General features: G+C 63.6%; 24 protein-coding genes and 3 tRNA genes. 15 read left to right on the forward strand and 12 right to left on the reverse strand.

Features of this window, described 5'->3' with window-relative positions:
• Positions 1-318: 318 nt before the first annotated feature.
• The gene (locus ACW4E8_RS36450; RefSeq protein WP_456808940.1) at positions 319-732 is read right to left on the reverse strand and encodes a hypothetical protein; all 414 of its coding nucleotides are present in this window, start codon (positions 730-732) and stop codon (positions 319-321) included.
• A 140-nt stretch (positions 733-872) separates the two neighbouring features.
• On the opposite strand from ACW4E8_RS36450, the gene ACW4E8_RS36455 reads away from it, so the two are divergent.
• From ACW4E8_RS36455 to ACW4E8_RS36470, 4 genes are all read left to right on the forward strand, one after another.
• Positions 873-1,049, forward strand: coding sequence for a DNA-binding protein (locus tag ACW4E8_RS36455; RefSeq protein ID WP_456808982.1), 177 nt, complete (start codon positions 873-875; stop codon positions 1,047-1,049).
• 530 nt (positions 1,050-1,579) lie between these two features.
• Positions 1,580-2,737: a hypothetical protein gene (locus tag ACW4E8_RS36460; RefSeq protein ID WP_456808941.1), complete on the forward strand. Its 1,158-nt coding sequence runs from the start codon at positions 1,580-1,582 to the stop codon at positions 2,735-2,737.
• The gene (locus ACW4E8_RS36465) at positions 2,734-4,017 is read left to right on the forward strand and encodes a hypothetical protein (protein WP_456808942.1); all 1,284 of its coding nucleotides are present in this window, start codon (positions 2,734-2,736) and stop codon (positions 4,015-4,017) included. The genes ACW4E8_RS36460 and ACW4E8_RS36465 overlap by 4 nt, the downstream gene beginning before the upstream one ends.
• A gap of 4 nt (positions 4,018-4,021) precedes the next feature.
• Positions 4,022-5,845 (forward strand): Hsp70 family protein, encoded by a 1,824-nt coding sequence (locus ACW4E8_RS36470; protein ID WP_456808943.1) that lies wholly within the window; start codon positions 4,022-4,024, stop codon positions 5,843-5,845.
• Positions 5,846-5,889: 44 nt separating this feature from the next.
• Here ACW4E8_RS36470 and ACW4E8_RS36475 read toward each other — a convergent pair whose 3' ends face one another.
• Both ACW4E8_RS36475 and ACW4E8_RS36480 read right to left on the reverse strand, forming a co-directional pair.
• On the reverse strand, positions 5,890-7,701 hold the full coding sequence (locus tag ACW4E8_RS36475) for a DUF6538 domain-containing protein (protein ID WP_456808944.1): 1,812 nt from the start codon (positions 7,699-7,701) through the stop codon (positions 5,890-5,892).
• Positions 7,702-7,775: 74 nt separating this feature from the next.
• Positions 7,776-7,865, reverse strand: a tRNA-Ser gene (locus ACW4E8_RS36480).
• A gap of 228 nt (positions 7,866-8,093) precedes the next feature.
• Here ACW4E8_RS36480 and ACW4E8_RS36485 point away from each other — a divergent pair.
• Positions 8,094-8,606: a glycine zipper 2TM domain-containing protein gene (locus tag ACW4E8_RS36485; protein WP_456808945.1), complete on the forward strand. Its 513-nt coding sequence runs from the start codon at positions 8,094-8,096 to the stop codon at positions 8,604-8,606.
• Between the two features lie 96 nt (positions 8,607-8,702).
• Here ACW4E8_RS36485 and hemW read toward each other — a convergent pair whose 3' ends face one another.
• The 5 genes from hemW to ACW4E8_RS36510 form a co-directional block, all read right to left on the reverse strand.
• Positions 8,703-9,935: a radical SAM family heme chaperone HemW gene (hemW, locus tag ACW4E8_RS36490; protein WP_456808946.1), complete on the reverse strand. Its 1,233-nt coding sequence runs from the start codon at positions 9,933-9,935 to the stop codon at positions 8,703-8,705.
• Entirely contained in the window at positions 9,932-10,549 is a 618-nt protein-coding gene (gene rdgB / locus ACW4E8_RS36495) for an RdgB/HAM1 family non-canonical purine NTP pyrophosphatase (RefSeq protein ID WP_456808947.1), read from the reverse strand. The genes hemW and rdgB overlap by 4 nt, the downstream gene beginning before the upstream one ends.
• 15 nt (positions 10,550-10,564) lie before the next feature.
• Complete coding sequence (gene rph / locus ACW4E8_RS36500; RefSeq protein WP_456808948.1) at positions 10,565-11,284, reverse strand: ribonuclease PH; 720 nt, start codon at positions 11,282-11,284, stop codon at positions 10,565-10,567.
• Between the two features lie 99 nt (positions 11,285-11,383).
• Positions 11,384-12,298 (reverse strand): PP2C family protein-serine/threonine phosphatase, encoded by a 915-nt coding sequence (locus tag ACW4E8_RS36505; RefSeq protein ID WP_018312357.1) that lies wholly within the window; start codon positions 12,296-12,298, stop codon positions 11,384-11,386.
• A gap of 56 nt (positions 12,299-12,354) precedes the next feature.
• Positions 12,355-13,401: a serine/threonine protein kinase gene (locus ACW4E8_RS36510; RefSeq protein ID WP_456808949.1), complete on the reverse strand. Its 1,047-nt coding sequence runs from the start codon at positions 13,399-13,401 to the stop codon at positions 12,355-12,357.
• Positions 13,402-13,590: 189 nt separating this feature from the next.
• On the opposite strand from ACW4E8_RS36510, the gene ACW4E8_RS36515 reads away from it, so the two are divergent.
• The 4 genes from ACW4E8_RS36515 to ACW4E8_RS36530 all read left to right on the forward strand — a co-directional run bounded on the left by ACW4E8_RS36515 (position 13,591) and on the right by ACW4E8_RS36530 (position 18,137).
• Positions 13,591-14,526, forward strand: a complete 936-nt coding sequence (locus tag ACW4E8_RS36515) for a YicC/YloC family endoribonuclease (protein ID WP_018312355.1) — start codon at positions 13,591-13,593, stop codon at positions 14,524-14,526.
• 31 nt (positions 14,527-14,557) lie between these two features.
• The gene (gmk, locus tag ACW4E8_RS36520; protein WP_114131394.1) at positions 14,558-15,220 is read left to right on the forward strand and encodes a guanylate kinase; all 663 of its coding nucleotides are present in this window, start codon (positions 14,558-14,560) and stop codon (positions 15,218-15,220) included.
• 105 nt (positions 15,221-15,325) lie between these two features.
• A complete protein-coding gene (gene rpoZ, locus ACW4E8_RS36525) occupies positions 15,326-15,529 on the forward strand; it encodes a DNA-directed RNA polymerase subunit omega (RefSeq protein ID WP_006578656.1) in 204 nt (67 codons plus the stop codon).
• A 73-nt stretch (positions 15,530-15,602) separates the two neighbouring features.
• Positions 15,603-18,137, forward strand: a complete 2,535-nt coding sequence (locus ACW4E8_RS36530) for a RelA/SpoT family protein (protein WP_456808950.1) — start codon at positions 15,603-15,605, stop codon at positions 18,135-18,137.
• Positions 18,138-18,243: 106 nt separating this feature from the next.
• On the opposite strand, the gene greB is transcribed toward ACW4E8_RS36530, so the two are convergent.
• A complete protein-coding gene (gene greB, locus ACW4E8_RS36535) occupies positions 18,244-18,807 on the reverse strand; it encodes a transcription elongation factor GreB (protein WP_456808951.1) in 564 nt (187 codons plus the stop codon).
• 156 nt (positions 18,808-18,963) lie between these two features.
• On the opposite strand from greB, the gene ACW4E8_RS36540 reads away from it, so the two are divergent.
• The 4 genes from ACW4E8_RS36540 to ACW4E8_RS36555 all read left to right on the forward strand — a co-directional run bounded on the left by ACW4E8_RS36540 (position 18,964) and on the right by ACW4E8_RS36555 (position 20,080).
• Positions 18,964-19,040 (forward strand) — tRNA-Arg (locus tag ACW4E8_RS36540).
• A 215-nt stretch (positions 19,041-19,255) separates the two neighbouring features.
• Positions 19,256-19,516, forward strand: a complete 261-nt coding sequence (locus ACW4E8_RS36545; RefSeq protein ID WP_013955938.1) for a hypothetical protein — start codon at positions 19,256-19,258, stop codon at positions 19,514-19,516.
• A gap of 58 nt (positions 19,517-19,574) precedes the next feature.
• Complete coding sequence (locus tag ACW4E8_RS36550; protein ID WP_456808952.1) at positions 19,575-19,913, forward strand: hypothetical protein; 339 nt, start codon at positions 19,575-19,577, stop codon at positions 19,911-19,913.
• A gap of 91 nt (positions 19,914-20,004) precedes the next feature.
• Positions 20,005-20,080, forward strand: a tRNA-Met gene (locus ACW4E8_RS36555).
• Positions 20,081-20,215: 135 nt separating this feature from the next.
• Here ACW4E8_RS36555 and ACW4E8_RS36560 read toward each other — a convergent pair.
• The gene (locus ACW4E8_RS36560) at positions 20,216-20,497 is read right to left on the reverse strand and encodes a hypothetical protein (RefSeq protein WP_035819589.1); all 282 of its coding nucleotides are present in this window, start codon (positions 20,495-20,497) and stop codon (positions 20,216-20,218) included.
• Positions 20,498-20,648: 151 nt separating this feature from the next.
• On the opposite strand from ACW4E8_RS36560, the gene ACW4E8_RS36565 reads away from it, so the two are divergent.
• Positions 20,649-21,332 carry a Fe2+-dependent dioxygenase gene (locus ACW4E8_RS36565; RefSeq protein ID WP_456808953.1) on the forward strand — a complete coding sequence of 228 codons (684 nt, stop codon included), beginning with the start codon at positions 20,649-20,651 and terminating at the stop codon, positions 21,330-21,332.
• A 57-nt stretch (positions 21,333-21,389) separates the two neighbouring features.
• Here the strand turns inward: ACW4E8_RS36565 and ACW4E8_RS36570 are convergent, their stop codons facing one another.
• Together ACW4E8_RS36570 and pdxR are read right to left on the reverse strand one after the other, a co-directional pair.
• Positions 21,390-21,698 (reverse strand): hypothetical protein, encoded by a 309-nt coding sequence (locus ACW4E8_RS36570; protein WP_456808954.1) that lies wholly within the window; start codon positions 21,696-21,698, stop codon positions 21,390-21,392.
• A 157-nt stretch (positions 21,699-21,855) separates the two neighbouring features.
• Positions 21,856-23,304, reverse strand: a complete 1,449-nt coding sequence (gene pdxR, locus ACW4E8_RS36575; RefSeq protein WP_456808955.1) for a MocR-like pyridoxine biosynthesis transcription factor PdxR — start codon at positions 23,302-23,304, stop codon at positions 21,856-21,858.
• 143 nt (positions 23,305-23,447) lie between these two features.
• On the opposite strand from pdxR, the gene ACW4E8_RS36580 reads away from it, so the two are divergent.
• On the forward strand, positions 23,448-23,891 hold the full coding sequence (locus ACW4E8_RS36580) for a carboxymuconolactone decarboxylase family protein (RefSeq protein WP_456808956.1): 444 nt from the start codon (positions 23,448-23,450) through the stop codon (positions 23,889-23,891).
• Positions 23,892-23,910 lie beyond the last annotated feature (19 nt).

Raw genomic sequence — 23,910 nt, forward strand, 5'->3', positions numbered from 1 at the left:
CTGCTTCGTTTTAGTCATAAACACAGTCGTATGCCTACCCGCTATTGTAAGTGGGGGACTGTGTCCGGCGATTCAGGGGGCCGCTCCACTGATGTACATGGCACATCAACCGATGTTGAATGTACATCAGCCAGGGACAAGACTCAGGCGCGCTCGCGCAGCGTCAGCTTCAGATGTTCGAGATGCAGGACAAGCGCTAGCTCCGCAGCTGTCCGACAGTAGCTTTGCCGGCAGCCGCGGGACCGAAAATCAGAACGAGGGTTTGCATAGTTGGTCTCAATCTCGTGGCTACAGTTGCCGTTTCCCAGCGACCCGTGGTTAGCAGCAGAAAGTAGCTGCGACCAATCGTGGCCAGGCTTTCCGCAGCCGGGCGGAGCTGATGTACGGCTCGAAGGGTGGTTCGCCATCCTCAATCTCCCCGACAGTTTGCCGCGGAGAATGCCAGAGGTCCCGCTCAAGGCAGACACGCTCGTAGAGCAGCGCCCATCGGCCATGAAGCAGCTCGGGCGACGAATTCGCGACGCGGCAAAAGAGCTCCGCGGTTGGCAGCGCAAGCGGTGGCGCGTCTTGCAACTCAGTGTCCTGTACTGCGGCTGCCACGATGTGGTCGAGCCATTCAGTCAGCCCAAGTCCTGCAGCTTGCGCTGAAACCATAGCGGCGGCGCAGACTGCGGGGGATAGATGCAGCGTCGTGCGAATTGCGGGTGCGGTGTCCAGGGCCGTTGCTTGCATGGGTTCTCCTTGTCGTCGTGGTGAAAACAGGATGGAGCACGGAACGCGAGAACGCACGGGATTTCGGTTACACCAATTTCTGGTGACTACACGTAATGAACTCGACCACGGCGGTCGAGCGCATTCAAGAGGTCATCGAAATGAGGAGCAGAGGTATCAGTGCCGCGGACGTTGTAAGGGCGTGCGTTGCGCTCAAGAAGCAGCAGCGTCGGGTTGGTCCGGTCAACGTGCGGCTGGAGCTTGGGCGCGGTAGCTACAGCACCATCGTCCGGCATCTGAGGACGTTGGCGTTCAGGGACTCCCGTCAGCGGCCGTAGACGCGTTGCTTGATTGAGGCAAGGAGTCCGCTCTCGCGGACTCCTTGTGTTTGGTTGTTACAGGCTGAGGGCTATCATCTCGGCAAGGGCAGGCTGCTTTCCCTTTGAGGTAGGAGTGCGCCTAACTCGCTATCACTTGATGATTGCGACGTCGCACCCGTAGGGCTTCGGTGCAGGTCTTGAAAAGATTTGAGTGGGTCGTGGCATGCGGTGTTTCGCCCGAGAATTCTGGATGCGAAATCGATTCGTAGTGAGGACGAGAAGGAATGGGGCCATTGGCGATGGTGGTTGACGCCTGTCTCCTTTCCACCACTGGGAGAGCAGGTGGATGGAGTGGGTAGTGTGAATTATGTTTGTGCATCGATAATGCAGGTCTAGCCGCTCCCAAATGACCTCAATGCTCGATGCCATTGAGCACGTGTCCCCCCAGACGGTGCGAGACAAGGTCGGAAATGGTTTTTTGATGGGAATTCCCCCCCCCTAAGGTGGGGTTGTGCTTAGATGGCTGTGTGTCTCGATTGTTTGTGCTTGTGAGTGTCTATCTTGAAGTAGACATCAATGGGGGCAAGGGAATGGGTTTTTGGCATACGGGCTACATTGAATTTCACGAGCAGGCTGGCCTTGAGGGCACGCATGAGGCGAGCAGAACCCTTTACCAGTGTCAGCACTGCTCGGCTCAATTTGATGAAATGGAAGACCTTCGGCGGCATCGCTTTGAGGCACATCCATATTTGCAGCCGCTGTTCTTCATTCGAGGTATCGAGCTTGGGGCGAGACCCTATCATGTCTCCCGTGCAGTGGTTGCGACAGATTTTCGCGTGTATCACAGTACCGGCGCGAGCCTGAATGGCAAGACCGTCTCCCTTGAGAGACTTCCAATGCTCCTGTCTAAGTTCAGAAATGACAGGGTTAAGCTCAAGTTAGAAAATGACGCGGCGAAAGCGGAGTTTGAACTGGTCTTTCGGGTGGCAGACGACGGCGACTTGGGCGGCGTAGAAAGCGCATTCATGAAGTTGGCCAAGAAGGGCACGCTCACGCGTGCCTCAGTCGACGAATTCATTGATGAGTGCCGCGCCTTTGTAACCGCCGACGCCTATTGTGACGGAATTTGTCAGTATCTTTACGGCGTACTGGCCAAGGAGCGCTCGCCGGACTCGTCCCTCCCCTACGATGAGTACCGGCAGCGCTTCAATCGCGCGGCCGATGCGCTGCTCGACTACGACCGTCTTATCGCGCGTATCGTACGTGCTCTGGTTTCATTTCACTTCAACCACTTTGCAGATGCAGCTGCCGTAGCTCCCGCAGGACGCCTGCGTAGTGCTGCAATGCGCTTCCTTTCGACGCTCGAGGGGAAAGGTTGGGGCGCCACTGCGGCTAGCGTGCTCGGTAGAAAAAGTGCACCGGAGGATTTGCTTACCGACCATGAGACGTTGCGCATCCTGCGCTGGGCGATGTTGTCTCCGATGGAGCTGTTAGCTGATGCGGGGAACCTCGCTGCCCTGGCTAAACGTGACATTCCGGAGTTTGACCGTGTCAAGCTTCGCTTGCTCCTCGCGGAGGGGGGCGCGGCCGGTGGGGCGCGGGAAATCGCCAGAAGGGCCGCCCGGGAGCTCATCGGCAATCCCAATACTGCCGCCTGGGCGGAGCACATGCTTACCCGCTTGGCGGACGTGGAAAATACAAAATGACAGAAATCAAACGCAGTATTCCTATCAAGGACGCGAAGACCGGCGAAGTCCTCCGTTACGGCGAAGCGCCGCCTCAGAGGGGGACGGGGAATGCGCGTCAAGGCATTGCGAGTATGCCGGCAGGGTCTTCAATGGTGAGCGCTTCGACAGCCGACACCACCGACGCTAGTGCCGCATCAGCACCGACCTCGCTGCAGAACCCGGAGCAGTCGACTTCCGTTAGCTCGCGCGCAACTGGCGAACGGCGTACCCTTGCAAAGCAAAAGGTCGAAATTGAAACGCTCGTTCAGTTCATTACGAGCGCTTACGGCTTGAGGGGTCGAAAAGTCTCACTTAAGCCGAGGGTGGAGCGTTTGATTGCACAGCATCCAAAGCTCATGGAGGTGGAGTTGGAGCGCCTTATGGCGCTTGCAAAAGGGGACGCAACTCTCGCCGTTCCCCGTCAATTGCTGCTGGTCGCTCGCTCCATCCAAACATACCCAGCGCTGCGAGCAGAGATACGTGCCTTTGTTAGGCGCGTGCTTCTTAGTCACCCGATTCTCATGCAACGAGGAATTGAGGAGGCGATTCGAAATGTGGATGAGGCTCCAGGCACAGCCGAAGCACTGAAGATACTGGCTGGTACAGAGCAAAAGTTACTTACGGTTGACCAAGCAGAGCCAATGAAGGCGACTGAGTTCGAGCAGCTCCGAACGAACGCCGTTTACTGTCTGGCGCTCTGGTTGGTTGACATAAAGGGTCTGTCTGTCGACGCAATAACTGACGCCCTCTACCTGGCATTGTGGCGCCCGCGTGGTAGTCGTCTCGAGGATGATACGGCAAGACTTCGCGCACTGACGGAAATCGAGGCCTTTGAGGGCGTTGGCCTTGCCTGCCACGAATATCGTAAGCAAGCGGCAGATAAGCACGCTCAGGCGGAGTCGTTCGCGAGGGAGGACGCTTCTCTGCGGGAGCAAGTTGGCGTCCTCGAAAGTGAACTTTCTGAGACGCGGAAAAAGGTCGAGGCCTTAGAGTTGGCAAACGCTGCGCTGATTACGTCCCACGACGAAGCATTGAATGCGCAAAAGGCAGCCGCTGACATGGAGGCTGTTCATCTTAGGGATGACCTTGAACTGTTGCGTACTCGGGTGCTTAGGCGATTGACTGCTGACGTGGACCTCCTCGAGCTTGGGCTTGAAGCGCTTCGTCGGCCCGAGCCAAAGGTGCACGTAATGGTGGATTCTGCAGAACGCGTCGCCGATGCGTTGCGTCGGGAAATCCAGAACCTACAAGGGAGCTGATGACATGACGGTGGTTGGCTTTGACTTCGGAACAACGAATAGTCTGATTTCCGTGGTTCATGGGGGGCGTGTCGTAAGCTTTTCGGATGACAAGGGGCTGCCGATTCCTTCGGTGGTTTGCTACGAGGGCACTAAGACCATCGTTGGGCGGGAGGCTCGCGAACGGCTCGGGCAAGCGGGGCTTGGGGTTCATGGGAACGTCGTGCGGTCTCCAAAGACGCTACTGGGTCGAGAGAGCGTGTTCGTAGGCGGGGTTGAGCGTAGTCCCGTTGATATTGTTCGGGATGTAGTGCGGTTCGTCCGCGAGCAAGCACTTGAGAACAACAAGATTAGAGGGCTTAAGGGCCTAAAAGCTGAGAAATCGGTCGTGACCATCCCAGTTAATATGGAAGGCCATCGACGAGCCTTGCTACGCGATGCCTTTCGCATGGCGGGCATCAACGTTGTTCAATTTGTGCATGAACCGCTAGCTGCTCTATATGGTCATCTGCGGTCAAGTGATGATTTTGAGGCCACCGTGCGCCGCTACGACCGACAGCTCCTGCTCGTCTTTGACTGGGGTGGTGGCACGTTGGACCTCACCCTCTGCCGACTTGTCGATGGGCTCTTGGTACAGGTTGGCAATGATGGTACCGATGACGTCGGAGGTGACCTCTTTGACGAGGAATTGCGGAACGAAGTCGAGAAGCGCGTACGTGCATCGCGTTCTTTGCCCGATGAAGTATCGGTTCAGACGGAAGCCAGGTCTCGTTTGATGCACGCGTGTGAGCGAGCGAAGATTGACCTTAGCGAGCGCAGTCGCGCCAGTATCTTCGTACCTAACTTCTTCGTCGGCCTCGATGACCCGGACTTGGATTTTTCGCTCTCGCGAGAAGAATTGGGCGAAATTGTTGCACACCTGATAGAGAAAGGAATCCAGCGCATCGAGCGGTTGCTAGAACGGGAGGGATATTCATCCGCATCGATTGCCATGTGTTTAGCCACTGGCGGTATGGTAAACATGCCTGTGGTGAAGTCACGCTTGCATGAACTTTTTGGGCCGCAACGTGTGCATGTGGCCGAACGAAGCGGCTCACTTATATCGGAAGGGGCCGCTTGGGTTGCCCATGATGAGGCTCGGTTGCACTTGGCAAAAAAATTGGAGTTGGTGCTCGCCAGAAATTCATACATGCAGTTGCTCAATGCCGGACTGGAGATGCCCCAGGAAGGTGAGGTGCGGGGAGAGAAGTTTGACTTGTACTGCGTCGACCCCACTGACGGTTTCGGTAAATTTCAGCTGGTCGCACCGCATCGTCCAGGCCCGAAGGTCCTGCCAGATGACCTGCGTCGTCCACTCGCAAATTTGGTCGTCGAAGTGGATAGCAAGGCCGCGCCATTCCGCGAGCGCCTGCAACTCGATGTAGCCATCGACGAAAACTTAGTGCTCAAGGCTCACGCTCGTTCGCTGAACAAACGAGGCCTTGCCGAGACGGAAGTGCATGACCTTGAGTTTGCGTTGGCCCTGCCGACAGACAAGCGCGGCTGGCTGGGGTCGGAGCGCTTGGAAGATACAAGCCCGGACGGCCAAAAACATCCGAGAGGTGGCTTGGCTATGCGCTCAAATATTGCGGCGCATATGGACAACAAACTAGTTCCGGGCGAGGTGCTTTACAAGTTCGCACCGCTGTATTTCGACCGAAGGCATGCGCCACCACAGATTCAGGTCGACGAAATGATGTACTACGAGCCCTGCTCTGGCTGCGGCAGGCCGTCGAACGACCCGTTGTGCCGGTGTGCATCTGCTCTGCCGGGGGAGCTTTCTCGTCGGTCGGTGCCGCCGTCGCATTGAGGTTAGTGGGCCTTTCCTTTTCGCGCGTTTCCGTGCGCTGGCCGCTAAGCAACGGCCGGCGCATTGCGGAGAGGGTCCTGATTCTTCCGCAGCAGTCTCGGGTCCACGGCGGCCTGCCCAGCCAGCCAAGTGGTGAACGGCGGGGGCAGGGTCACCTTGTCATAGGTGATGCGTTGGATGTAGTCGACCATGTTGACGGGGTTGTAACCTTTGCCGTAGTCAATCTCACTACCCTGTAGACGTAGCAACAGCTTGTCCGCGTCCCGTGGCAGCTTCCGCCCGGTATAGAACTGGGACAAGCCGGCCGGCCATACCCCTTGCAACAGCTGCACATCGCGGATTTTGTCCTCGACCGTGTGCCGAAAGCTATGATTGCCAAAGCCCGGGCCGAACGCCAGCCGTTGGCTGACATGGCGCAGGAAGGCCTGTTCGTACGCGCGTCCCCACAGCGGGTTCTTGCTGTCGGGGCTTGGAACCGCCGATGGAAACAGCGGCGCGCCGACGTCGTGCCGCTGTTTTACCGTGTCCACAAACTCGGTGAAGCCCAGCCGGATAAGCTCCGGATGCACAGGGACTGTGCGCTGGGTGGATTCGTTCTTCAGCGTACGCTGCGCGCTCCGGCTCGATTCCGTGCCAGTGAGGTCCAACTGAATCGTCATCAGCAGCACGCCCTCCACCGAGGAGACGTCGTGGCTGTGCAACTGCACCACTTCACGAACGCGCAGGCCATGAAAGAGGCAAATCAACGGCGCCCAATACCGGGCGGCGAGGTCCTGGCGCATGGTGCCCGTGAAGCGAGGCGAGGTCGGCTCATACCAGTCGGAGCCGAAGAGCGTGTTCAGTTGGGCGGTGGCAAACGGGTAACGCGGGCGTTTGCGCGCCTCCGCCTGCTCGGCACTGAGTGCTGGCAGGATTTCCAAGGCAAGCACAGGATTGGGCGCCGTCATTAGGCTAAGCGTGCGCGCCAGGCCGAAGAACTCCCTGAGCGTGTTCGTGGCGCGGCCCAGCGCGTAGTCGGCCGACCACGGTTGTTGGTCCGTATGCAGACGGTCATCGAGGAAGCGATAGACCAGGCCAGAAGTCACCGAGTCGAGCGGCACGTCGCCGCAAAAGTCGACGAAGCGCTGCCAAATGCTGAGGTTGGTGGTGAAGGTCTTGCGTCCCACGTTGCCTTCTTTGTGGGTGGTGTAAGCCGCCTTCATTTCAGACAGACGCGGCTTCGCGGCTTCTTGCAGCGGAAAGGCTGGCGTCTCCCCGTTGTTACGCAAGCGGATGATGGCGTGGGCCTCTTTTTCGGCAGCGGCGAACCCGCGCACCAGCTGCGGGAACAACGGGTCGGTCGTTTCGATGTCGTAGCCAAGGTCTTCGCACCATTCCAGAATGCCTTTGACGACAGGGGCCCAATGCGACGAGCTCCGACCCTGCGCCAGGATGCTGCGCATCACGGCATCGGTCAGCGTGCAAAACTCTTCGATGCGCTGCAGGCTCTCTTCATCCAATCCCTCCTGCTCGATGCGCTCGAAATCGTCGGTCAGCGACCAGGAGCCAAGCCGCGCGCCGCATATCTGGGTAATCAGGGATGTGGTCAGGCCAACCGTCTGCAGCGAGGCTCTACCGGGCGTGGCGCGCAGGGCCTCCCATTTCTGGCGGTACTCGGCCTCGAGGCGCGCGCCGATGGCCTTGGCTTTCTGCCGGTCGGGCGTCCCGGTGGACTTGCGAATTTCACGCTGGCCCGGCGCGAGCAGAGCATGAATTTCGGTCGGGGCGTGCAAGCGGACGTACCAGTTCTGGCTGCGCCCGTCGTCGCGCTGGTAGAGGTACTTTGGCATGTCGTTGTTGGTTTTGTTGGCACACATGTTCGGCACACCAAGCTGTCGGAAACCCATTACTGTACAAGGGTTTCCAGCCAAAACAACGACTTAGAAGGGGTTGGCGGAAGCGGTGAGATTCGAACTCACGGATGGGTCACCCCATCGGCAGTTTTCAAGACTGCTGCCTTAAACCACTCGGCCACGCTTCCTGAAGAATGCGCATTGTAGCGCGGATCGTTGCACACGCTCTACGTAGCGAAGCCCGGCATTATACAGGGGCGTGACAGGGGTTTGCATGACGCTTGCTACGCGTTGGCCTGTCGGCGTTTGTCCGACACAACGGAACCTTGTGCGCGGTGGCAGGCTCTTAGGGTTGTGCCGGGGACGCATCGCATAATGCGTTGCCTGGTATTCGACAAGCAACAGAGGAGAATTTGATGCAAGAAAATCGCAAACGCTGGCTGGGTGTCGTTGCCGCGGCCACGGCCGCGGTCCTGGCGGGTTGCGCGGCACCCGGCGGCTACAACAACGGCTACGGTGGCTACGGTGCCCCGCCGCCGGCCAATGCCGGCTACCAGAACCCGAACGTCTCGCAGGCGCCGCAGGGCGCCGTCTACTTTGGCCGCGTGGAATCCATTGAGCCGCTGTCGCAGCAGCAGAGCAGCAACGGGCTGGTGGGTACGCTGATCGGCGGTGCCGCCGGCGGCCTGCTCGGCCATCAGGTCGGTGGCGGCCGCGGCCAGACCGCGGCGACCATCGGCGGCGCGGTGTTGGGTGCCGTGGCAGGCAACCAGATCGACAAGCGTGCCACCACAAGTTCGCAGACTAGCTACCGCGTCAACGTCCGGCTGGACGACGGGCGCATGGCTACCGTTCAGCAGGCCAACCTCAGCGGCCTGCAGGTGGGGGCCCGGGCGCGCGTTGCCAACGACATGGCGGTGCCGTACTGACGTACTGATCGCGTAGTCACCCAGAACGGCCATGCCAGTGCATGGCCGTTCTATTTTGGGCCACAGGCCTGCCCATGACGGCAGGCTATCGCGTCGTCAGTCCTTCAGGAACATCTCCTGCAGGTCGTTGAGGAAGCGCCGGCCCAGCTCGGTGGGGCGGATGGTGGTCAGGTCCGCTTCCAGCAGTCCCTTCTTTTCGGCCTCCGCCAGTTGCTTGCTGATGGTATGCAGCGGCAGCCCGGTGTAGTCGTGGAAGCTCGATGCCGGCACGCCATCGGTCAGGCGCAGGGCGTTGAGCATGAACTCGAACGGCAGCTCGTCGGCGCCGACATCGCGCGCTTCCTGCACGGCATTGCCGGCCAGCGCCCGCTCCATGTAGGTGGCCGGATGCTTGTACCGCATCTGGCGCAGTATCCGATGCGGGAACGACAGCTTGCCGTGCGCGCCGGCGCCGATGCCGAGGTAGTCGCCGAAGCGCCAGTAGTTCAGGTTGTGGCGCGCCTCGCGATGCGGCTTTGCGTACGCCGAGGTTTCGTAGTGCCGGTAGCCGGCCTCGGCCGTGCGCGCTTCAATCCAGTCCTGCATCTCGTACGCGCTGTCGTCGTCCGGCAGCGCGGGCGGGAACCTGGCGAACAGCGTGTTGGGCTCCAGCGTCAGGTGGTACAGCGACAGGTGCGTGGTGCCGTACGACAGCGCGGTTTCCACATCCTGCCGGCATTCGTCCAGCGTCTGGCCCGGCAGGGCGTACATCAGGTCCAGGTTGATGTTGTCGAAGCTGGCCTGGGCGATATCAATCGCCTTGCGCGCTTCCGCGCCGCCGTGGATGCGGCCGAGCGCCTGCAGGTGGCGATCGTTAAAGCTCTGGATGCCGATCGACAGCCGGTTGATGCCGCTCGCGCGATAGCTGGCGAACTTGTCGGCCTCGAAGGTGCCGGGGTTGGCCTCCATCGTGATCTCGGCGTCGGCATCCAGCGGCAGCAGTGCGCGGATATCCGACAGCAGCCGGTCCATGCCTGCCGCCGACAGCAGGCTGGGCGTGCCGCCGCCGATAAAGACCGTATGCACCGGCCGGCCCCATACCAGCGGCAGCGACTGCTCCAGGTCCGCGCGCAGCGCGTCCAGGTAGATGTCTTCCGGGATCTCGTGGTTGTCGGCGCCGGGTGCGGCGTGCGAGTTGAAATCGCAATACGGGCACTTGCGCACGCACCATGGGATATGCACATACAGCGACAGCGGCGGCGAGCCGGGCAGGCTGATCTGCCCGGGCTTGAGCCAGAGCTGCTTGCTGTCCACGGGCACGGACGCGGAGGCCGGTACGATCGGGATCATCGGGGGGCGCTTTCCGCGGCATCGGCCTGCAGCCGTGCCACCAGCGCGCGCAGCGCCTGGGCCCGGTGGCTGACCGTGTTCTTCTCGTCGGGCGACAGCTCGGCGGCGGTCTTGCCCAGGTGCGGCAGCAGGAAGTGCGGGTCGTAGCCAAAGCCGCCCGCGCCGCGCGGCGCGTCGACGACCTCGCCGTGCCAGAGGCCTTCGGCAATGATCGGGCAGGGGTCTTCGGCGTGGCGCACGAACACCAGCACGCAGTAGTAGTGCGCGTGGCGGTTCAGCTTGCCGGCCAGTTGCGAGACCAGGTGCGCATTGTTGGCGGCATCAGACCTGGCCTGCCCGGCCATCTGCGCATAGCGCGCGGAATAGACACCGGGCGCGCCTTCCAGCGCGTGCACGCAGATGCCGGAATCGTCGGCCAGCGCGGGCAGCCCGGCCATCCGGCTGGCATGGCGGGCCTTGGCCAGCGCGTTCTCGACGAAGGTGGCAAAGGGTTCTTCGGCCTCGGGAATGCCCAGTTCGCCCTGGGGCACCACGTCAAAGCCGAGCGGGGCCAGCAGCGCGCCGAATTCGCGCAGCTTGCCGGCGTTGTTGGAAGCCAGTACCAGGCGTTGCATCGCGGGTCCCGCTGCTCAGGCCAGGCCGAGTGCGTCGCGCTGGTGCTGCACCAGGCGGGCGATGCCGGCTTCGGCCAGGCGCGTCATGGCGTCCAGGTCGGCGCGGCTGAAGGGCGCGCCTTCGGCGGTGCCCTGCACCTCGACAAAGCCGCCGCTGCCGGTCATGACCACGTTCATGTCGGTGTCGCAGCTGCTGTCCTCGGCGTAGTCCAGGTCCAGCACCGGCGCGCCGTCGACCATGCCGACCGAGACCGCGGCGACATGGTCGAGGATCGGGCTGGCGGCGATCAGGCCGTCGCGCAGCATGGTCGAAACCGCATCATGGGCGGCGACGAAGGCGCCAGTGATGGCTGCAGTGCGGGTGCCGCCGTCGGCCTGCAGCACGTCGCAGTCCAGGTGGATGGTGTATTCGCCCAGCGCCGCCAGGTCGAACACCGAGCGCATGGCGCGGCCGATCAGGCGCTGGATTTCCTGGGTGCGGCCGGTCTGCTTGCCGCGCGCGGCCTCGCGGTCAGAGCGGGTGTGCGTGGCGCGCGGCAGCATGCCGTATTCGGCCGTGACCCAGCCTTCGCCGCTGCCCTTCTTGTGCGGCGGCACCTTGGCCAGCACGCTGGCGGTGCAAAGCACCTTGGTGTCGCCAAAGGCACACAGGACGGAGCCTTCGGCGTGGCGGGTGTAGTGGCGGGTAAGGCTGATGGAACGCAGCGCATCGGCTGCGCGGCCGCTGGGTCGCATGGGATGGTTTGTCCGAATCGGGGAGAGACCGCGATTCTAACGCCGCCAGCCCTGGAGCGCTGCACAGTTGCCCCGGGCGCGCGCCGCCGGGGCAAGGCATTACCGCATCAGGTTGCTGGTCTTGTCGATGGCGGCGCGGATCTCGGCGATCGAACGCTCGATCTCCTCCTCCGACAGCAGGTCGCTGTCAGAGCCGGTGCGCTCCAGGATCGAGGTGGTGAAGGCGTTCAGCGGCAGGGTGTCGGTCATGACCGAATCCTGTCCCGCCGCATTGCTGTCCAGTTCCCACATCATGGCGATGCCGGTGGTGTTGTCGGCACCTTCGCCGGCGTTCTGCAGCGCCTGCTCGATCAGCGCCGGCACCGCCTGCACCACCGACAGGCGCGACAGCTTGTCCACCAGGGCAGGCTCTTCCAGCGCGCCCCACAGGCCGTCGGAGCAGAGCAGGGCCACGTCGCCCGGCTCCAGCCGCACCGGGCCGCCCAGGTCGATCAGCGGCAGGTTGGGCGAGCCCAGGCAGTTGTAGAGCTTGTTGCGTTCGGGGTGGTTGGCCACGTGCATCGGCAGCACGCGTTCCTGCTGCAGCAGGTTCTCGATCTTGGAGTGGTCGCGCGTGCGCGTCAGCAGCCGGCCCTTGCGCAGCAGGTAATAGCGCGAGTCGCCGGCATGGGCCCAGTAGATCTGGCCCTGCTGCACCAGGCAGCAGACCACCGTGGTGCGCGGCACGTCCGCCATCTGGTTGGCTTCGGCATAGCGGTGGATCTCGCGGTGGGCCAGCATGATGGTGTCCTGCAGGAACTCGGCCGGGTTGCGCACCGTGGGCCGCGCCTGCACCTGGAACTGGCGCGCCAGCGTCTGCAGCGCCTGCTGCGCGGCGACTTCGCCGTGCGCATGGCCGCCCAGGCCGTCGGCCAGCACCATCAGCAGCGCGTCGCGCGTGAAGCAATAGCCCATGCGGTCCTGGTTGACGCGGCGGCCGCCTTTCCTGCTTTCCTGGTAGACAGAGAATCGCATGTTGGCTTTCAGGGAATTCAGTGGACTGGCCGCAACCGGGGCGCCAGATTTGTGATTCAGTCGACGCTTGCGCCGGGGACGGGTTCGTCACGCCGGCGCAGCAGGGTCAGGAAGCGCGATGTCGCCGCGGGCCGCTCCGCCGGCGCCAGGGCCGGGGCTTGCGTCTGCGGCGCCAGCGTCTGCTCGCCCAGGGCGTTGGTCTGCTCGCGCAACTCCTTCTGCAGCCGGAACACGCTCTGCGGGCGCTCGGCCGGCGTCAGCCGCAGGCACCATTCGACCAGGTCCACCAGCCCGTTGGTGTAACTGCTGCGCAGCCGCGCCAGCGCTTCGCCCATGCGGTCTTCCTTTTCGCGCTGGTTGGCCTCCTGCGGCGGCATGCCGGCCATGCAGGCGTAGAGCGTGGCGCCCAGGCTGTAGACATCGGTCCACGGGCCCAGGTCGGAATGCTTGCCATAGAGCTCGGGCGCGGCAAAGCCGGGGGTGTACATCGGCTGGAAGCGGGCCGCTTCCATCGTCAGGGTCTGCCGCGCGGCGCCGAAATCCAGCAGGATCGGGGACTCGTCCTCGCGCAGGTAGATGTTGCCGGGCTTGATGTCCAGGTGCAGCAGCTTGTGGATATGCACTTCGCGCAGGCCGCTCATCAGGTCGTGGAAGACCTTGCGCATGAAATGCTCGCGCAGCACCTTGGGGCCGCCTTGCTGCCGGGCGGCCAGCACGTGCTCCTGCAGCGTCTTGCCCAGCTCGTAGTTCATCACCATGTAGACGGTGGAATTCTCGCGGAAGAAATTCACCACGCGCACCACGCTGGGATGGGAGATGCGGGCCAGCGAGCGGCCCTCTTCAAAGAAGTATTTCAGGCCCAGCCGGAACGCGGCGGCGTTTTCCTCGGGCACCACGGGGATGAGTTCGCCCGGGTTGCGCCGCGCTAGCGACGCCGGCAGGTATTCCTTGATGGCAACCGGTGCGCCGGTACCGTCGGTGGCCAGGTAGACGAAACTGAACCCCCCGCTGGCCAACTTCTTTACAATACGATAGTTGGACAGCAGCGTGCCGACGGGCAGCGGTGCACTCTTCGGTTGTGTCGTGCCCTTTGGCTCTGTCATGGGAATAGGACCTGATTTGCCTCCGGATTGTCCGGGCTAATCGGTCACTTGTAAAGAACACAAATACGGGCATTGTTGCCCTCCTTTCAACGTATTGAGAGCGTCCCCAGGATCCCGTGCGGGGCGCTCGAGGCGGGCGTCCGCGGGTCGCCAGCAGCCCGGGGCCGCCGCCATTCACGAGAACATCCAATGATCCACAGCATGACAGGCTATGGCCTGGCGACGCGCCAGGCGCCATTGACCAACGCGCAAGGCGAGCCCAGCGGGCGCTCCGCGTCCGTTTCGGTGGAATTCCGCACTGTCAATTCGCGTTTCCTCGACCTGTTGTTCCGGGCCCCGGAAGAGTGCCGCGCCTTCGAGCCGGCCCTGCGCGAGATGCTGATGGCCGAGCTGTCGCGCGGCAAGCTGGAATGCCGCATCAACCTGCAGCGCACCGACGCCGGCGGCGCCACCCTGGCCCTCAATGAAGGGCTGCTGGCGCAGATCCGCGCGCTGGAAACCACCGTCGCCGCCACCTTCGCCAGCGCCGGCACCCTGCGCATGGGCGAGATCCTGCGCTGGCCGGGCGTGCTGGTCGAGCCGGAACTGTCGCAGGAGGCACTGCGCGAGGCGGTGCTGGGCGCCGCGCGCGAGGCGCTGGACCAGCTGCTGGAAGCCCGCCGCCGCGAAGGCGACGCGCTCAAGGCGACACTGGTGGAGCGTATCGACGCCATGCTGGCGATCGTCGAGCGCCTGACGCCGACCATCCCGCAACTGATCGCCCATCACCAGGACAAGCTGACCGAGCGCCTGCAGGAGGCCTTTAACCTGGCCGCGCCCACCGGCATGCCGTCGATGAGCCGCGACGAGATCGCCGAGCGCATCCGCCAGGAAGCCACCGTCTACGGCATCCGCATCGACATCGCCGAAGAGCTGTCGCGGCTGCAGGCGCACCTGAACGAGACCCGTCATATCCTGAAGAAGGGCGGCCAGGCCGGCAAGCGCCTGGACTTCATGATGCAGGAGCTCAACCGCGAGGCCAACACGCTTGGCTCCAAGGCCGCCGCCAAGGAACTGGCCGACGCCTCGATGGAGCTCAAGCTGCTGATCGAGCAGATGCGCGAGCAGGTCCAGAATCTCGAATAAAGACAGCCCCAGGAATCACCAAAGAATCATCATGAGCCCAACGCCTCAATCCGCGCCTCACACGGCCATCGATACCGTCTACCCCGGCAACCTCTTCATGGTGGTGGCGCCGTCCGGAGCCGGCAAGTCGACGCTGGTCAACAAGCTGCTGTCGCAGGACCCGGCCATCCGCCTGTCGATCTCGCACACCACGCGCGCACCGCGCCCGGGCGAGCAAGACGGGCGCGAATACCACTTCGTCACGGTCGACGCGTTCCGCACTGCGCGCGACCGCGGCGACTTCCTGGAATGGGCCGAGGTCCACGGCAACTACTACGCGACCTCGCGCGTGTGGATCGAGCAGCAGATGGCGCAGGGCAACGACGTGCTGCTGGAGATCGACTGGCAGGGCGCGCAGCAGGTGCACCAGCGCTTTTCCAACGCGGTGGAGATCTTCATCCTGCCGCCGTCGCTGACTGCGCTGGAAGAGCGCCTGAAAAAGCGCGGCCAGGACGAGCCCAATGTGATCGTGCGCCGGCTGCTGGCGGCGGGCAGTGAAATGGCCCACGCCTCGGAGTCGGACTACGTCATCATCAACGAGGTCTTCGACGATGCGCTGGAGCAGCTGCGCAACGTGATCAGCGCCACGCGGCTGCGGTTTTCCTCGCAGAAAGCGCGGCATACGGAGCTGTTTATCGAGCTGGGCATCCACTGAGCCGATGCATGCCGATGACAGCCGCGCGGGGCGCCGCCGGCGTTTTCCGCCGCGTGCTGTAAAATAGCAACCCAACGTAAGGTTTTGTCCCAAGGTGGATTTGATATGGCGCGTATTACCGTCGAAGATTGTCTGAAACACATTCCGAATCGCTTCGAGCTCGCGCTGGCGGCCACGTATCGTGCCCGTCAGCTGGTGCAGGGCCACACGCCCAAAGTCGAAGCAAAGGACAAGCCGACTGTGGTGGCACTGCGCGAGATCGCGTCGGGCCAGGTCGGCATCGAGATGCTGAAGAAGGTCCCGACCTGATTGGTCAGGCGGCCCATGGCTTATCCTCGCATCGTGCCAGCACGCATCCAGCCGGATTCCAGGGGCCGCCGCCATGCCTTCGCCGCATTCGCCCTCCAAGCCTCCCTCCCAGCCGTCGCCGACTGCCGTGGCGCCGGCGCTTGGCGATGCGGCCCCGCCTACGGCGCGTAAGCGCACCATTCCGGGCCAGTCCTCCGTGAACGCGCGCACCGGCGCTCCCAATCTTCCCGATCCGCTCGGCGACGATGTCGTCGGCGAACGTGCCGTCGCGCCCGCGCTGGCGCCGGGCAAGGCCAGGGGCGCGGCGCTGCAGGACGAGCTGGCCGCGATGCAGGATGTGGCGCCGGCGGCTGACAGCCTGTTTATCGACGCAGTGCTGGCGCAGTCATACCGGCACTTCTTCGGCCCGACCTCGCAGCCGGCGGTACCGCCGCGCCAGCAGGTCATCTCCATCACCCGGCTGATGGAGAAACTCGCGTACCTGAAGGCGCCCGACCTGGCGCGCGTGCGTGAGGCCTTCCAGTTTTCCGACGAAGCCCACCTGGGCCAGTACCGCCAGAGCGGTGAGCCCTACATCACCCATCCGGTGGCGGTGGCCGAGCTGTGCGCGGACTGGAAGCTGGATGTGCAGTCCATCATGGCGGCGCTGCTGCATGACGTGATGGAAGACCAGGGCATCACCAAGAGCGAGCTGGCCGAGAAATTCGGCCCCAAGGTCGCCGAACTGGTCGATGGCCTGACCAAGCTGGACAAGCTTGAATTCCAGAGCCGCGAGCAGGCGCAGGCGGAGAGCTTCCGCAAGATGCTGCTGGCGATGGCGCGCGACGTGCGCGTGATCCTGGTGAAGCTGGCCGACCGTACGCACAACATGCGCACGCTCGACTTCGTGCCGCCGGAGAAGCGCCGCCGCATCGCGGTGGAGACCATGGAGATCTATGCGCCGATCGCGCATCGTCTCGGTCTCAACACGATCTACCGCGAACTGCAGGAACTGTCGTTCAAGGTCGGCTCGCCGTTCCGCTACGCCACGCTGGAAAAAGCCGTCAAGGCCGCACGCGGCAACCGGCGCGAGGTGGTCAGGCGCATCCTGGAGGCCGCGCAGAAGGGGCTGGCCGATGCCGGCATCGTGGCCGAACTGTCCGGCCGCGAGAAGACGCTCTACAGCATCTACCGCAAGATGCACGACAAGCAGCTGTCGTTCTCGCAGGTGCTGGACGTATATGGTTTCCGCGTGGTGGTGGAAACACAGATGCACTGCTACATGGCGATGGGCGCGCTGCACGGGCTGTACAAGCCCATGCCGGGCAAGTTCAAGGACTACATCGCCATCCCCAAGATCAACGGCTACCAGTCGCTGCACACCACGCTGGTGGGCCCGTTCGGCACGCCGGTGGAGTTCCAGATCCGCACGCGCGACATGCACCAGATCGCCGAGGCGGGCGTGGCCGCGCACTGGATGTACAAGCACCAGGCCGACCACGCCAACGATATCCAGCAGCAGGCGCACCAGTGGCTGCAGTCGCTGCTGGACATCCAGAGCCAGACCGGCGATTCGCAGGAATTCCTGGAGCACGTCAAGATCGACCTGTTCCCGGACGCGGTCTACGTGTTCACGCCCAAGGGCCATATCCGCGCGCTGCCGCGCGGCGCCACCGCGCTGGACTTTGCCTACGCGGTGCACAGCGACCTGGGCAATCAGTGCGTGGCGGTCAAGATCAACAACGAGCTGCTGCCGCTGCGCACCGAGCTCAAGAGCGGCGATATCGTCGAGGTGGTGACGGCGCCGTACTCCAAGCCCAATCCGGCGTGGCTGTCGTTCGTGCGCACCGGCAAGGCGCGCGCGGCGATCCGCCACTACCTGAAGACCACCAGGCTCGACGAGGCCATCCAGCTCGGCGAGCGCCTGCTGGAACAGTCCGCGCGCCAGCTCGGCTTCGAGCTCAAGGCGGTGCCGCAGTCGGTGTGGGACCGCATGGTCCAGTGGACCGGCAACAAGCAGCGCGAAGACATCTTTGCCGACCTGGCACTGGGCCGGCGCGTGCCGGCGGTGGTGGCCAAGCGCATGGAGATCCTGCTGCTGGAGCTGTCCGGCGATGTCGACAGCGCGCTGCTGGCGGCCGTGCAGACCTTTGCCGGCGAAGAAGCGCCCGCGGTGCCGATCACCGGCGACGAAGGCATGTCGATGATCTTCTCGGCGTGCTGCCGCCCGATCCCGGGCGACTCCATCGTTGGCTACCTGGGCAAGGGCGAAGGGCTGCAGATCCACGTGCAGGATTGCAAGATCGCCAAGCGCCTGCACAGCAAGGATCCTGAGCACTGGATCGACGTGATGTGGGCCAAGAAGACCGCGCGCGCCTTCGATGTGTCGATCAAGGTGATGGTGCGCAACGTCAAGGGCATCGTCGCGCGCGTCGCGGCGGACCTGACCGCCGCCGACGCCAACGTCGCGCACGTGGCGATGGAGCAGCAGGACGGCAGCCACCAGGAAGCCACGTACATGCAGTTCCTCATCCAGGTGCAGAACCGCCTGCACCTGGCCAACGTGATGCGCGGGCTGCGCCGCAACCCCGACGTCATCCGCATCTTCCGCGACCGCAACGACGGCTAGGAGGCCGTTTCAGGACGGCTCTGGCGTCGTTGTGCGGCCTTGCCGTACTACTTGTACTGTCTGCGGCCGCACGCCTGGCCAGGACCGCCCTAAAACGGCCTCCAAACTATTGTTTCCGCGACGGGTAGCGGACTTCCAGGATATCGATCTGCTCGACCCCGGCCGGCGTGCGCAACGCCACGGTGTCGCCCTCGCGCGCCTTGATCAGCGCCTTGGCGATCGGCGAGATCCAGCTCACGTGGTTGCTGTCCAGGTCGACTTCATCCATGCCGACGATAGTGATGGTGGTTTCTTCGCCGGCGCGATTGGCGTAGGTGACGGTGGCGCCAAAGAAGATCTGCTCGTTGTCGCCCTGCAGGGACGGGTCGACCACTTCCGCCTTGTCGAGGCGGCGCGTCAGGAAGCGGATGCGGCGGTCGATCTCGCGCAGCCGCTTCTTGCCGTAGAGATAGTCGCCATTCTCCGAGCGGTCGCCATTGGACGCCGCCCACGACACGATCTGCACCACATCGGGCCGGTCGACGTCGATCAGCTGCATCAGCTCATTGCGCAGGCGGTTGTAGCCTTCGGCGCTGATGTAGTTCTTGGTGCCGGGAGGCAGCGGTGCGGCCCCTTCGGGGAGATCGTCGTCCTCGTCGCCGGACGACTCTTTGACAAATGCCTTGTTCATGTTCCGGATCACTTCTTGAGTCTGCCATTATAGGAAAACGCCACAGGCGAACCTCGCCGGCGGGCATCTGCTGCGCCTCTTCCAAAGAAAGATCACAAAAAAGTTGGGAAGGGGCTTCCCAAAAATAAAAACTGGGTTATAATCTTTTTCTCGCGTGCGGCTGTAGCTCAGTTGGATAGAGTACTTGGCTACGAACCAAGGGGTCGTGGGTTCGAATCCTGCCAGCCGCGCCACCTATGCAGAAAGAAAAAGGGCTTCCGGAAACGGAAGCCCTTTTTCGTTTCCGTCCTCTCGCCGTCGTGCTGTTCGACCTGCGCGCTGCGGCTACCGTTCCCGCTTTCCACCTGCGCCCACGCATCGCCTGCGATGGCTGCGTCACGCCTTGCGGTCGCGCGTGCGGCCTCCTAGGCTCGAATCAGGTACAACCTCGACCCTGGGAGCTGAGCGCATGGAAAACGCAGAGTGGCGCGTTGAAGAGTACCGCGGCATGGATGTCTATGTCCTGGTATCGCCGCAAGGGCAGGACAGCATCGGCCGTTGGGGCTATGAAGTCCGCGTGTCGCAGGAAGGCGCCGACCCGGCCGACGCGGGCGATACCGAATTGCTTGCCAGCGGCCCGCAGCAGTTCGCCACGCGCCATGCGGCAGAGGTGGCTGCATTCGGCGCGGGCTATGCCCTGGTGGACCGCCTGCTGGGGCCCGCGGAATAAGGGTTGCACGCCATTGCGATTGGCGCAACGGCTTATATCATGCCGTGATCTATCGTCATTGACCTGGATCATTTTTGATCCGGCCCGGCACTCCTACGCTGGAAATGAAGCGAGCGAAGTCTCGCTCGCCATTGCAGCAGAAAGGAGTGCCCCCGCCATGCCGGAATATGCAGGCTACAAGATCGTCTATGAAGTGATTGCGCTGCCCAAGAGCAAGTGGGCCATCCTGATCGAGATCATGCGCCGCACCGACGGCAAGATTCTCGCAGGGCGGCACAATCCGTTTCCCAACCAGCCGTTCGACACCAAGCTCGAGGCGCTCGAACACGTCAACGGCTACGTCGAAGCCGTGCTTGCAACGCATGAACCGGACGGCAAAGCCAGGCGCATTGCATGACAGCGCGATGCACGAACGAACGATTTCATGCGCACGGCAAAATAGCGCTTGCCATGCGCGGGTGAATCGCACATAATCCGTCTCCTTCAGACGCGGGGTGGAGCAGTTGGCAGCTCGTCGGGCTCATAACCCGAAGGTCGCAGGTTCAAGTCCTGCCCCCGCAACCAACGCCTTATATCAGTATCCAGCGGCATTCGCCGCAGTCCTTCAAGGCGTTGTTCTCAAGGCCGTCCGGCCTGACTCACCCACTGCTCCGATGTAATTCCGCGAAACGCAAAGGCATAGCCTTGCAGCTTTGCTCGCTATGTGCGCACCAGTTCCGCCGCACGCCTGAACGTATCGCGCACCAGCGGCTGGTCTTCACGCTCCGCGGCGTCGGCATGCTCACGCAGCCGCGTGGCCAGCACCGTCAGTGTTCCTTGCGCCTGCGGCCCGCCCGCGGCCTGGCACTTGGTTACCGCTTCGCGCATCACCGCATCGAGCTCGCCGCTGACATCGGCACCATCGAAGGCGCTCACCGAGAGAGCCGAGATGCGTTCCAGGTAGAGATTGACCAGCGCTTCATCGTGTAGCGGTTCGGACATGTCGGCTCCTTGTCGGTGACGGGGATACAAAACCCATTGTAGTGAAGCCGCCGCCTGCACAGGATCAAACAGTAATGATTCTTGTTCGGGTCCTTGCCGCGATTCCCATACAATGTGCACCTGCCCGATTTATCCCGACATTATTGCCATCATGATGCTGCAGATTCCCGACGTACTGTCCAAGGCCCAGGTGGCGCAAGTCCGGCAAGTCATCGACGCGGCGGCGTGGGCCGATGGCAATGAGACCTCGGGTTACCAGTCGGCGCTGGCCAAGCGCAACCTGCAGTTGCCGGAGGGCTCGCCGGCGGCGCGCCAGGTGGGGGACCTGATCCAGGACGCGCTCGGCAACAATGCGCTGTTCTTCACCGCGGCGCTGCCGCTGAAGGTCTATCCGCCGCTGTTCAACCGCTATGAGGGCGGGCATACCTTTGCCAACCACGTCGACAACGCGATCCGCTACCTGCGCGGCACCAGCTTCCGCATCCGCAGCGACCTGTCGGCGACGCTGTTCCTGACCGAGCCGGAGGAATACGACGGCGGCGAACTGGTGATCGAGGACACCTACGGCCAGCAGCGCGTGAAGCTGCCGGCCGGTCATATGGTGCTGTACCCGGCCACCAGCACCCACCACGTGACGCCGGTCACGCGCGGGGCGCGGGTGTCATCGTTCTTCTGGATCCAGAGCATGGTGCGCGACGATGGCCAGCGCGCGCTGCTGTTCGAGCTGGACGCACGTATCCGCCAGGTGGCGCAGGAGCTCGGCCAGGCGCATGAATCGGTGATCGGCCTGACCGGGGTCTATCACAACCTGCTGCGCTGCTGGGCGGACGCCTGAGCGCCAGCGGCGCCCGCTGTGGGGCGCTGCATCACGTCAGCCAGCAAGCAGGCGCGACTATTCGTCGCGCCGTCGCTGCACCTGCAACAGTTCGATCGGAGAGGGCTGGATGCGCCGCCGCGCCGGGCGCAGTGCGCGGTTGGGCCACAGCACGTAGTTGGTGTGCGGATCCAGCGGCTTGCCGAAGTACGAGACCCAGACCTGCACGCCTTGCTCGGTTTCGGCAACGATGGCCGCGACGGCGCGCGCCGCGGCGGAAGGGGACTTGAGCAGTTCCGCGAGGGCTTCGACGCCCTGCACGACATGGTGCTTCACCCCGGCAAACCATGCGTACTGACGCATGGCGGACAACAAACGCTTGGTCATGAACGCGACTCTGGTTGTGTGGAAGTGCGAATGAGACCCGCACGCTTCCGATTTGTTCACGGCAGTTTGCGAAATACCAGCATGACTGCGGCGCCATGTCGCTGTGATGGCATGCGCGCGGCATGCGTCACCTGGTATCGCTCCTGTGCGGCTCGCATCACGTGGCGTGCGGCGGCTCAGGTACCAGTGCAGAGAGTACCATCGCCAGCCGGTCCAGGGCAGGATCGATATCCAGCAGGTCGATGGCGCCGAAGCCCAGCAACAGCCCCGCGCAGGTAGCAGGGGGCGTCGCATAGCAGGGATCGAGCGTGGCAAGTTCCAGGTCGGCCAGACGCGCCATCGAGACCAGCGCCTCGGACGCCACCGGCACGCGCAGCCGCGCCGCCAGGTGGAAGCCCGCCATCGCCGGCAGCGGCTCCAGCCACGGCGACAGGTCGCCCTGCAGCCGCGCCAGCAGGCGGGCGCGGCGCTGGGCGTGGCGCGCGTGCGAGCGCCGGATATGGCGCAGCAGGTGCCCCTCGGACAGGAAACGCGCCAGCGCCTGCTGGATCAGCGTCGGCGTGTACCAGTCCATCAGGTGCTTGACCTTGCGCGCGGCCGGCATCAGCCAGGGCGGCACCACCAGGTAGCCGCCGCGCAGGTTGGCCACCAGCGTCTTCGAGAATGTGCCCAGGTAGACCACGCGGCCATGCCGGTCCAGCGTCTGCAGTGCGTCCAGCGCCTGGCCGCCGTAGCGGAATTCGCTGTCGTAGTCGTCTTCCAGGATCACCGCGTGGCGGCGTGCCGCCCAGTCCAGCAGCGCCTGGCGCCGCGCCAGGCTCATCAGCACGCCCAGCGGCGACTGGTGCGAGGGGGTGACATAGACCAGCGTGGCATCGTTCGGCAGCGCCTCCACCACCAGCCCTTCGCCATCGACCGGCACTGGCACCACCCGTGCGCCCAGCCCCTGGAACAACGAACGCGCCATCGGGTAGCCGGGGTCCTCCATCGCCACCACGGCGCCGGGCCCGAGCACCAGCCGGGCCAGCAGGTCGATGCCCTGTTGCGCGCCGCCCGTGACCAGGATGTCAGTCGGCATGCTCTGCACGCCGCGCGTAAATGCGATATGGCGGGCAATCGCCTGGCGCAGCACCATCTCACCGGCCGGATCGGCGGCGCCGGGCGGGCGCTGGCGCTCGGCGGCCAGCGCCGCGCGCACGCAGCGCGACCAGGCTTCATGCGGAAAGCGCGTGGTATCGGCCTGGCCCGGCTGGAAGGCATAGCGCGCGCCGCCGGCGGAGCCCAGGAAGGGCGTCGGCACCGCCATCCAGCGCTGCACGGCGGGCGGCAGCACCGGCGCCGCCGCCATGCGCACGGCCGGGCGGGCCAGCCCCTCGGCCACATAGGTGCCGTCGCCGACGCGCGCGTGCAGCCAGCCTTCGGCCACCAGCCGTTCATACGCCGTGGTCACCGTCTTGCGCGCCACGCCCAGCTGCGTGCCAAGCAGGCGCGTAGGCGGCATGCGTGCGCCGGCCTCGAGCCGGCCGCCCTGGATCGCGTCGCGGATCTGGTGGACGATCTGCGCGGTCAGGTCGCTGGCTTGGTCCAGGGCGAGATGCAGTTCCATGAGGGTACGCGTCGATCAAAATTGGTCTACTGATTCTGCCGGAAATTGGCAGTGTACGGGGCCAATCTATGCGTCTATCTTTCATCCTAACGGGCGCGACACCAGTGCCCGCCGAATCCAACCTGTCAAATCGGAGATCGATCATGGAAGAACGGATGAGCTGGCAAGACGTGGCCCCTGACGCGTACAAGGCAATGATTGGCCTGGAGGTCTACCTGGCGCGCTGCTCGCTGGAGGCCACGCTGAAGGAACTGGTGAAGATCCGCGCCTCGCAGATCAACGGCTGCGCGTTCTGCCTGGACATGCACATCACCGATGCGCGCAAGCATGGCGAAAGCGAGCGCCGCCTGAACCTGCTGCCGGCCTGGCGTGAAGTGAGCTGGTTCACCCCGCGCGAGCGCGCCGCGCTGGCGTGGACCGAGGCGCTGACGCTGCTGCCGCAAAGCCAGGCGCCTGATGCGGACTACCAGGACTTGTGCGAGCAATTCTCGGAAAAGGAAATGGCCGACCTGACGCTGCTGATCTCGGCCATCAATGCATGGAACCGCTTTGGCGTCGGTTTCCGTCGCCAGCCGCCGGCGCTCTGAGCCACGGCGCACATCCGCC

The sequence above is a fragment of the Cupriavidus sp. CP313 genome (genome assembly GCF_054072015.1).